This is a genomic window from Arthrobacter zhaoxinii (genome assembly GCF_024385505.1).
GTDB lineage: Bacteria > Actinomycetota > Actinomycetes > Actinomycetales > Micrococcaceae > Arthrobacter_B > Arthrobacter_B zhaoxinii.
Window position 1 is genome coordinate 13,860 of record NZ_JANFLT010000003.1, and the last position, 9,889, is coordinate 23,748.

At 66.2% G+C, this 9,889-nt stretch carries 10 protein-coding genes; 8 read left to right on the forward strand and 2 right to left on the reverse strand.

The window, feature by feature from the left end:
• Positions 1 to 16: 16 nt before the first annotated feature.
• A complete protein-coding gene (locus tag NNX37_RS06715; RefSeq protein ID WP_255791555.1) occupies positions 17 to 736 on the reverse strand; it encodes an IclR family transcriptional regulator in 720 nt (239 codons plus the stop codon).
• Positions 737 to 847: 111 nt separating this feature from the next.
• On the opposite strand from NNX37_RS06715, the gene leuC reads away from it, so the two are divergent.
• From leuC to NNX37_RS06745, 6 genes are all read left to right on the forward strand, one after another.
• The gene (leuC, locus tag NNX37_RS06720; RefSeq protein ID WP_255791556.1) at positions 848 to 2,299 is read left to right on the forward strand and encodes a 3-isopropylmalate dehydratase large subunit; all 1,452 of its coding nucleotides are present in this window, start codon (positions 848 to 850) and stop codon (positions 2,297 to 2,299) included.
• Between the two features lie 10 nt (positions 2,300 to 2,309).
• Positions 2,310 to 2,909, forward strand: a complete 600-nt coding sequence (gene leuD / locus NNX37_RS06725; RefSeq protein WP_255791557.1) for a 3-isopropylmalate dehydratase small subunit — start codon at positions 2,310 to 2,312, stop codon at positions 2,907 to 2,909.
• 276 nt (positions 2,910 to 3,185) lie between these two features.
• A complete protein-coding gene (murA, locus tag NNX37_RS06730) occupies positions 3,186 to 4,526 on the forward strand; it encodes a UDP-N-acetylglucosamine 1-carboxyvinyltransferase (RefSeq protein ID WP_255791558.1) in 1,341 nt (446 codons plus the stop codon).
• Positions 4,527 to 4,535: 9 nt separating this feature from the next.
• The gene (locus NNX37_RS06735; protein ID WP_255791559.1) at positions 4,536 to 5,330 is read left to right on the forward strand and encodes a lysophospholipid acyltransferase family protein; all 795 of its coding nucleotides are present in this window, start codon (positions 4,536 to 4,538) and stop codon (positions 5,328 to 5,330) included.
• Positions 5,327 to 6,370: an NAD(P)H-dependent glycerol-3-phosphate dehydrogenase gene (locus tag NNX37_RS06740; protein WP_255791560.1), complete on the forward strand. Its 1,044-nt coding sequence runs from the start codon at positions 5,327 to 5,329 to the stop codon at positions 6,368 to 6,370. Before NNX37_RS06735 ends, NNX37_RS06740 begins: the two co-directional genes overlap by 4 nt.
• Positions 6,371 to 6,381: 11 nt before the next feature.
• The gene (locus NNX37_RS06745; RefSeq protein WP_255791642.1) at positions 6,382 to 7,524 is read left to right on the forward strand and encodes a D-alanine--D-alanine ligase family protein; all 1,143 of its coding nucleotides are present in this window, start codon (positions 6,382 to 6,384) and stop codon (positions 7,522 to 7,524) included.
• Here the strand turns inward: NNX37_RS06745 and NNX37_RS06750 are convergent.
• A complete protein-coding gene (locus NNX37_RS06750) occupies positions 7,521 to 7,997 on the reverse strand; it encodes a DUF3515 domain-containing protein (RefSeq protein ID WP_255791561.1) in 477 nt (158 codons plus the stop codon). The two genes, NNX37_RS06745 and NNX37_RS06750, sit on opposite strands and share 4 nt — an antisense overlap.
• 95 nt (positions 7,998 to 8,092) lie before the next feature.
• On the opposite strand from NNX37_RS06750, the gene NNX37_RS06755 reads away from it, so the two are divergent.
• A complete protein-coding gene (locus NNX37_RS06755; protein WP_255791562.1) occupies positions 8,093 to 9,094 on the forward strand; it encodes an LCP family protein in 1,002 nt (333 codons plus the stop codon).
• A 4-nt stretch (positions 9,095 to 9,098) separates the two neighbouring features.
• The gene (locus NNX37_RS06760; protein WP_255791563.1) at positions 9,099 to 9,845 is read left to right on the forward strand and encodes a hypothetical protein; all 747 of its coding nucleotides are present in this window, start codon (positions 9,099 to 9,101) and stop codon (positions 9,843 to 9,845) included.
• The last annotated feature ends 44 nt before the right edge of the window (positions 9,846 to 9,889 follow it).

The window sequence follows — 9,889 nt, forward strand, 5'->3', positions numbered from 1 at the left end:
GATTCCCAATATAGGGTTACTCCCCGCTCTTGCGCAGTGCCTCGGTCAACTGGGCTCCTGCCTTGGCCACCACTTCGGCGTGGACACGGCCCGGCTGGCGGGTGAGGCGTTCGATCGGCCCTGAAATCGAGACGGCGGCAATGACCCGGCCGGACGGTCCGCGCACCGGCGCGGAAACGGAGGCGACACCCGGTTCGCGTTCACCCAGGCTCTGGGCCCAGCCGCGGCGCCGGACGCCGGCCAGAACCGTAGGGGTGAACCGGGCATTGTGCAGACCTTCAAGGAGCCGGTCATGGTCCTCCCAGGCGAGCAGGCACTGCGCCGCGGAACCGGCTTTCATGGACAGCTGGGTGCCCACGGGAATGGTGTCCCGCAGTCCGATGGGCCGCTCCGCGGAGGCAACGCAGACCCGCCATTCACCCTGCCGCCGGAAAACCTGGGAGCTTTCACCCGTAGCGTCGCGCAGCGCCAGCAGCACCGGCCCGGCCGAAGCAATGAGCCGGTCTTCACCGGCCGCAGAAGCAAGCTCCACCAGGCGTCCACCCAGGACAAAGCGCCCCTGGATATCGCGTCCCACCAACCGGTGGTGCACCAGGGCAAGCGCCAGCCGGTGCACCGTGGGGCGGGCAAGCCCCGTGGCGGAAACCAGCTGCGCCAGCGTGGTGGGCCCGGCCTCCAGTGCATCCAGCACCATGGCCGCTTTGTCAATGACGCCTACCCCGCTCGCTGTGTCCATAAACTGATACTGCCGTCTCACTATCTGAGATGCAAATCGGAAAAGTGGCGGAGCGCACTCGTCGGCTGGTTTTCTTAATGCCACAGGGAAACACAACGAGGGGTACCTGATATGGGTGAGCACGTGGCAGGCAGGACACTCGCACAGAAAGTGTGGGACGAGCATGTGGTCCGCAAGGGGGAGGACGGTGCTCCCGACCTGCTCTATATCGACCTTCATCTCGTCCATGAAGTCACCTCGCCGCAGGCCTTCGAAGGGCTGCGGCTGTCCGGCCGCCAACTGCGCCGCCCGGACCTGACCATCGCCACCGAGGACCACAACACGCCCACACTGGCCATAGATAAGCCTATTGCCGATCCGGTGAGCCGGACCCAGATTGAAACGCTGCGGGCCAACTGCGCCGAATTCGGAGTGCGGCTGCATTCGCTCGGAGATGCAGAGCAGGGCATTGTCCACGTGGTGGGACCGCAGCTGGGCCTGACCCAGCCCGGGCTCACCGTGGTCTGCGGCGATTCGCACACCTCCACGCACGGGGCGTTCGGGGCACTGGCAATGGGTATCGGCACCTCCGAGGTGGAACACGTGATGGCCACCCAGACCCTGTCATTGAAGCCGTTTAAGACCATGGCCATCAATGTCGAAGGCACGCTGCGTCCCGGCGTCACGTCCAAGGACATCATCTTGGCGGTGATTGCCCGGATCGGCACCGGCGGCGGACAGGGCTACGTGCTGGAATACCGGGGCTCGGCCATTCAGGCGCTGTCGATGGAAGCGCGGATGACCATCTGCAACATGTCCATCGAAGCCGGTGCGCGGGCCGGAATGGTTGCCCCGGACGAAACCACGTTCGCCTACCTGCGGCACCGCCCGCACGCCCCGCAGGGCCGGGACTGGGATGCCGCCGTCGAACACTGGAAATCCCTGGCCACGGACGCCGACGCCGAGTTCGACGCAGAGGTCTTCCTCGACGCCGACACGCTGGAGCCATTCGTGACCTGGGGAACCAACCCCGGGCAGGGCGTCCCGCTCTCCGAAGCCGTTCCTGCCCCGGAAGACTTCAGCAACGAGAACGCACGCGCCGCGGCCGAACGGGCGCTGGCCTACATGGACCTGGCCGCCGGCACTCCCATGAAGGACATTCGGGTGGACACCGTCTTTTTGGGGTCCTGTACCAACAGCCGCATCGAGGACCTGCGGATAGCGGCGGACATCATCCGCGGCCGGCAGAAGGACCCCGCCGTCCGGATGATGGTGGTGCCCGGCTCCGCACGCGTCCGGCTGGAGGCCGAGGCGGAAGGACTTGACCGGGTGTTCAAGGACTTCGGCGCGGAATGGCGGTTTGCCGGCTGCTCCATGTGCCTGGGCATGAACCCGGATCAGCTCGAACCGGGGGAGCGCTGCGCCTCCACTTCCAACCGCAATTTCGAGGGCCGGCAGGGCAAGGGTGGACGGACCCACCTGGTGTCCCCGGTGGTGGCAGCCGCCACGGCCGTCCGGGGAACCCTCAGCTCGCCCTCCGACCTTGATCCGCTGCCGGGCGCCGTCGCCGGCGCCGCAGCCTAGGAGAACCGTTATGGAAAAGATCACCACGCATACCGGTATCGGCGTCCCGCTGCGCCAAAGCGACGTCGATACGGACCAGATCATTCCCGCGGTCTACCTCAAGCGGATCACCCGCACGGGGTTCGAGGACGCGCTCTTCGCCGGCTGGCGGAAGAACGAGGACTTCATCCTGAACCGGGAACCCTACCGCCGGGGCTCCGTCCTCGTGGCCGGCCCCGACTTCGGTACCGGATCCTCGCGTGAACATGCCGTCTGGGCTCTGAAGGACTACGGCTTCCGCGCCGTGCTCTCCTCCCGCTTTGCCGATATCTTCCGCGGAAACGCCGGCAAGCAGGGCCTCGTCGCCGCCCAGGTGGCGCAGGACGATATCGAGCTCATCTGGAAGGTCCTGGAAAACTCCCCGGGAACTGCAGTGACCGTTGACCTGCAGGCCCGGACGGCCGTCTGCGGCAGCGTCACGGCACCTTTCGAGATTGACGAGTACACCCGCTGGCGCCTGCTGGAGGGGTTGGATGACATCGCCCTGACTCTGCGCCACGAGTCCGAGATCACCGCCTTCGAAGCTGTGCGCCCGTCCTATAAGCCGGCAACTCTCCCCGCCCTGCAGTAAGGCGGCGCGGCGTAGCCGGCCGCCCCGGGATGATCAGTACGCTGCCGGTTTGCGCTCCGGACAGTTTTCTGCCTTCCCTCCAGCCCCGATACCATGGATAGGCCCCCCTTCGGGCGGGGCCTATCCGCGTTCCGCTGCGGTGGACATGACCGGAATCACACCGGCGCTGCCCGCCGGAGAGGCGGAGTTATTTCAGTAAGCAGACGCTTGCTCATATGCTTGAGTGCAGTCTCTTATTGCTTCCGGGGCCAAACTATTTTAAGAAATCAGGTGTTCATGGGTAGCGTCCTCACCATCCGAGGCGGTGTTCCTCTCTCCGGGAAGGTACCGGTCCGCGGGGCGAAGAATCTGGTCCCCAAGGCGATGGTTGCGGCCCTGCTTGGCAACGGCCCGTCCACACTGCGCAACGTTCCGGAAATCAAGGACGTTGAGGTGGTGACGTCCCTGCTGCAGCTGCACGGCGTCGAGGTCACCAAGGACCCCGTCACCGGCGACCTCACCATGGACCCGACAAACGCCAAGACCGCGGCGTCCAAGGACATCGACGCCCACGCCGGCGATTCGCGCATCCCGATCCTGCTTTGCGGGCCCCTGATGCACAGCCTGGGTGAAGCCTTCATTCCGGACCTCGGTGGCTGCAAAATCGGCGACCGGCCCATCGACTACCACCTGCAGATGCTGCGCAACTTCGGTGCCGTGGTGGAAAAGCGCCCCGGCGGCATTTCCATCTCCGCCCCCAAAGGCCTCAGCGGCGCCAAGCTGGAGCTGCCCTACCCGAGCGTGGGAGCCACCGAACAGGTGCTCCTGACCGCTGTGAGGGCCGTCGGCATCACCGAACTCCGCGGTGCAGCCGTGGAACCGGAAATCATGGACCTGATCGCCATCCTGCAGAAGATGGGCGCCATCATCTCCGTGCAGACGGACCGCGTCATCCGCATCGAGGGCGTCTCCGAACTGACCGGCTACAACCACCGGGCGCTTCCGGACCGCAACGAGGCCGCTTCCTGGGCTTCCGCGGCCCTCGTCACCAAGGGTGACATCTACGTGGAGGGCGCGGAGCAGAAGGACCTCACCGCGTTCCTGAACACCTACCGCAAAATCGGCGGCGCGTTCGACGTCGACGACGGCGGCATCCGGTTCTACCACCCGGGCGGCGCCCTGAACCCGCTCGTCCTGGAAACCGACGTGCACCCCGGCTTCATGACCGACTGGCAGCAGCCCCTGGTGGTTGCGCTGACCCAGGCCGAGGGTGTGTCCATCGTGCATGAAACCGTGTACGAGAACCGCTTCGGTTTCACCGACGCGCTGATCCGGATGGGTGCCAACATCCAGGTGCACCGTGAGTGCCTGGGCAGCGTCCCGTGCCGTTTCGGCCAGCGGAACTTCCTGCACTCGGCGGTCATCGCCGGCTCCGTGCAGCTGCGCGGTGCCGAGATTGATATCCCGGACCTGCGCGGCGGTTTCAGCCACCTCATCGCGGCTCTGGCAGCGGAGGGCACCTCGCGGGTGACCGGCATTGAGCTGATCAACCGCGGCTACGAGCACTTCCAGGGCAAGCTTGAGGGACTCGGAGCGGACTTTGACGTTGCTTCCGGCGTATCTGCCGGACTCCGGTAGCCTGACGGAATGACGGAATCGAATAAGTCACGGGTTGTTTTTGCTCTGCTCGCCGGGTCTCTCCGGCCGGTATTCAATATGTTCCTGAAAAAGCAGTGGCAAGGGGCAGAGAACCTGCCCCGGGATCCGGGCTTCATTGTCTGCCCGAACCACGTGACTGAAATCGATCCGGTGGTGGTGGGGCACTTCCTGTACAACCAGGGACGGTCGCCGCACTTCCTGGCGAAGGCATCGCTCTTCAAGGTGCCCGTGCTGGGACCCGCGCTGTCCGCCACGAACCAGGTCCCGGTGGAACGGATTACCACCGGGGCCGCCGGGTCCCTGGATGCCGCCCGCGCGGCCCTGGCAGCGGGGCGCACCCTGGTGATCTACCCGGAAGGCACGCTCACCCGAGATCCCGACCTCTGGCCGATGAAGGGCCGGACCGGGGCGGCGCGGCTGGCCCTGCAGACCGGCGCCCCCGTTGTCCCCATTGCCCACTGGGGTGCGCAGGACGCGTTCCCGCGCTATGCCAAGTTCCCGAAGCTGTTCCCGCGCAAGCGGGTGCGGCTGGTGGTCGGCAAGCCGGTGGACCTGTCCGAATTTGCGGATCTGCCCATCAGCAAAGCCGTGCTGGATGCCGCTACGGAGCGGATCATGTCCGACCTGACGGATATGGTCTCCAAGCTCCGCGGCGCCCAGCCGCCCACCGAGCGGTGGAACCCTGTGGCCAAAGGCCAGCGCCAGGTGGGCCGCTCGTTTGAAAACCGAACCGGCGGATCCGGCGCAGAAACTCCACCAACCGAACCGGAGGCCGGCCAGTGACCGCCCGCAGTGAACACCCCGCCGTCGTCGCCGTTCTTGGTGCCGGAAGCTGGGGTACCGCGTTCGCCAAGATCGCCGCCGACTCCGGCGTGGAACGCGGCACCGATGTCCGGCTCTGGGCCCGGCGCCCCGAAGTGGCCGAGGACATCAACAGCAGGCACCGCAACACCCAGTACCTCAAGGACACCGTCCTGCCCGCCAACCTGCGTGCCTCCACGGACCTCGCCGAGGTGCTGGCCGGAGCGGAGATTGTCGTCCTTGCGGTTCCGGCTCAGTCCCTGCGCGCCCAGCTTCGGGACGTTGCGGGCCTCATTCCCGCCGACGCCGTCGTCGTATCGCTGATGAAGGGCCTCGAGCGGGGAACCGACGCCCGGATGAGCCAGGTGATCGCCGAGGAACTGGGGCTGCCCGCCGAACGCATTGCCGTGGTTTCCGGCCCGAACCTCGCCATGGAGATTGCCCGGCAGGAGCCCACCGCGTCCGTGGTGGCATGCACCGACCTGGACACGGCCGCCTGGATCGCCGAAGCCTGCACTGCGCCCTACTTCCGTCCCTACACCAACGTGGACGTGGTGGGCACGGAGATCGGCGGCATCGTCAAGAACGTCATTGCCCTCGCGGTGGGAATCTGCGACGGCAGGAAGATGGGCGACAACACCAAGGCATCGGTCATGACCCGCGGCCTGGCGGAAACGACCCGCCTCGCCCTGGCTCTGGGCGGCAACGCCGAGACGATGGCCGGCCTCGCCGGGATGGGTGACCTGATTGCCACCTGCTCCTCGCCGCTGTCACGCAACCACACCGCCGGCACGCTGCTGGCCCAGGGCCTGAGCCTGGCGGAAGTCAACGCGTCCATGACCCAGACAGCCGAGGGCATCAAGTCCGCGCAGGCCGTGCTGGACCGTGCCACCCAGCTCGGCGTGTACATGCCGATCACCGAGAACGTCGTCGCCGTACTGCAGGGCGTCATTACTGTTGATGAACTGGGCCCGCGGTTGCTGGCCCGAGAACTGAAATCCGAAGGTGTGTCCGCCCCGTGACTGTTGAACCCCTGCCCGCCGCTGCCGCAACGGACCGTCCCGGAGGCGCCCGCCCCCGGGTGGCCGTCCTGTTCGGCGGACGTTCCAGCGAGCATGCCGTCAGCTGCGTGACTGCAGCAGGAGTGCTGCAGGCCATCGATACGACAAAGTACGACGTCGTGCCCATCGGCATCGCGAAGAACGGCCAGTGGAGCCTGGTCTCGGCGGATCCGGCCGAATGGTCCCTGCGCGCCGCCACCCTGCCCGAGGTTCCCGTGTCGGAGGAATCCGTGGTGCTCTCATCCCAGGACGGCAGCCGGGAACTGGTGGCCCACGCTGCCGGCAGCCTGCCCCGGAGTCTCGGCGTGGTCGACGTCGTGCTGCCGCTGCTGCACGGGCCCTTTGGCGAGGACGGAACCCTGCAGGGCATGCTGGAAATGGCCGACGTGCGCTATGTAGGTGCCGGCGTGCTGGCATCGGCCGTGGGTATGGACAAGCACTACATGAAGGTGGTCTTCGAAGCCGCGGGCCTGACCGTGGGTCCCTACGAGGTCATCACCGACCGGCAGTGGCTGCGGGATCCGCAGGCCTGCCTGGACCGCGCCGGTGCCCTGGACTTCCCGCTGTTCGTGAAGCCGGCACGGGCCGGTTCCTCCATGGGCATCACCCGCGTCACCGACGCCGCGGAACTTCCGGCCGCCATTGAAGCCGCACGCCTGCACGATCCCAAGGTTGTGGTGGAAGCCGGGATCACCGGCCGGGAAATCGAGGTAGCCGTCCTGCAGGGGCGGGGAACCGAGGACCCGCGCACCAGCCAGCCCGGCGAAGTTGCCGTGCGCGACGGTGGCCATGACTGGTATGACTTCGAAGCCAAATACGTGGACGGTGCAGCCGCAGAGCTGAGCTGCCCGGCCGACCTGCCCGCAGATATCACCGCCCGGGTCCGCAGTCTCGCCGGCACCGCGTTCGAGTCCGTGGGCGGCGAAGGCCTGTCCCGGGTGGACTTCTTCTACACCCCGGACGGCCAGCTGATCATCAACGAGATCAACACCATGCCCGGTTTCACCCCCATCAGCATGTACCCGCAGATGTGGGCCAAGTCCGGGCTGCCGTACAGCGAGCTGATCGACGAACTGATCTCCCTCGCCCTGGCCCGGAAGACCGGCCTGCGCTAACCCTGCTGCTCGAGCTCCAGAGTGTCCTCGGGGCTCAGGCACTGGCGGGTGGGTTCGATGTTGGACACTGCGTTCTGCAGCTGGACCAGGACCGTGGACGACGCCACCTCGTTCGGATCGAACATCACCTCCACCGCCGGCTCCCGGCCGTAGGTGGTGGCGGTCCAGGTGTCTTCGCCTTCCCGCAGGATCCAGTCAACGCCGTTCACTTCGGCGCACGGATCGGTGGTCGGTCCGGGGACCGGGACGCCGCACTTGAGGATTGCCCGGGACGGATTACCCCAGGCCGCCGTCGACTGGCTGTCCGTGTCCCGCAGTGCGTAGCCTGCCATCTCGTCCGGCAGCGCCACCATCACGGCGGCGCAGTCGGGGTTGGCGGCATCCGTGGCGGAATCGACATTGGCCGCCGGACTGCAGCCGGTGGCAGCGACTGCCGAAAGTGCGAGTACTGCGGGTAGTGCATAGAACTTCATGATTCCAGCGTATCCGCAGCGCTGCCCGGGACCGGAATCGGAGGTGGCCCGCCGAATGTATAGACTCATAGCGCCCCCGACCTGAGGAAAAACACTTGAGCGAGCACTCCCCGTCCCCGGACTCCGCGCCACGAAAGCGGCATCCGGTCCGCGCCGTCCTGCTGGTGCTGCTGACCCTTGTCGTGGTGGCCGCGGTGGCGGCCGGGGGCTACCTGTGGCATCTGGCACGGACGTTCGACAACGGAACCAACAGCATTCCCAATGCGTTTCCGGCGAACAGTCCGGAGAAGGCCGCGTCCGCGGAGGATTCGCAGAACATCCTGCTCCTGGGCAGCGACACCCGGGATCCCGCGTCCGACGACGCACGGTCCGACACCATGATGCTCGTCCATGTGCCGGGGGACCGAAGCGGCGTCTACGTGATCTCGATTATGCGCGACACCTGGGTGCAGATCCCGGGGCACGGGGAATCCAAGATCAACGCCGCCATGGCCCTCGGCGGTGTTTCCCTGACCGTGGACACCGTGCAGACGCTTTTCGACGCCCCGATTGACCACGTGGCGATTATCGATTTTGAAGGATTCAAGGGCCTGACGGATGCCTTGGGCGGGGTGACCCTCACGAATGACGTGGCGTTCCGGTCCGAGGGTGCCGAAGGCGAGTTCTTTGCCGCAGGGCCCATCACCGTTGAAGGCGAATCGGCACTGAAATACGTCCGGGAGCGGTATGCCTTTACGGACGGTGACTACCAGCGCGTCAAGAACCAGCAGGCTTTCCTACGCGGTGTGATCTCCGGTGTCCTCAACAAGGGGACCCTGACCAACCCGGCCAAGGTCAGCAACGTGGTCAGCGAAATATCGCCGTACCTGAGCGTTGACGAGAACCTGGACGCGTCCGAGGCCGGGGCATTGGCAATCGGCCTCCGTAACGTTCGTTCCGGGGACATCTCCATGGCGACCCTGCCGAACGAAGGCGTGGGTACATCCGCGGATGGGCAGTCCATTGTGGTGCCCGACTATGCTGCAATCAGTGAAATCGCCGCCGCACTCGACGACGACAATATGCCGGCCTACATGGCTGCTGACCGGGGGAACTAACACCATGCAACAGAATCCTGCCCCCCGTATTCTCGGCGCCCTCGTGGGTGCCTTGGTAGCGGCCACGGTGTTGGCCGGGCCGGCCCTGGCTGTGGAAGGGACCCCGCCCCCACCCCCGCCGGTAGTGGAGACGCCGGAACCCGATCCGGTTCTGCCGCCTCCCGCTCCTGCTCCCGTCCAGCCGGTGCCGGTCCAGCCTGCCCCTCAACCGGCTCCTGCCCCTCAGCCTGCTCCAGCCCCTGTCGCGCCAGCTCCCGAACCAAGCCCGGAGCCCGAGCCGAGTCCGCCGGTCAACCAAATCGATCCGGTAACGGGGTACGTCGTCGACCCGGGCACCGGGTTCCTGGTCCATCCGGGCACCGGACTGCTCATCGAGCCGGGAACCGGCAGTCTCATCGATCCGGTCACCCTCTTCTACACGGGAGACGTCTGGGATCCGCTGACCATGCAGATCGTTGACCCGGACGCCGAGCCTTCTCCTACACCGACTCCGTCCCCGTCGCCTACGTCTACAGCGTCGCCGACTCCCAAGGCATCGCCGAGCCCGTCGGCCACTGCGGCCACATCCAAGCCCACCCCGACACCCTCAGCCCTTGCCGCAGAGAGCACGAATTCCGGTTCCGGCGGCGTGGATTGGATAGTGCGGGGCGGTGTCGTGCTCTTCTTGTTAGGCGGCGGCGTGTTTTATTACAGCAAGCTGCGCGGACCGACAGTTAGCCTCCCGTCCAAGACTGGGACAAGTGACGCGTAGAATAAGGTGAACTTTCCAGCACCATTAGGGTCGCTGGGCATGTA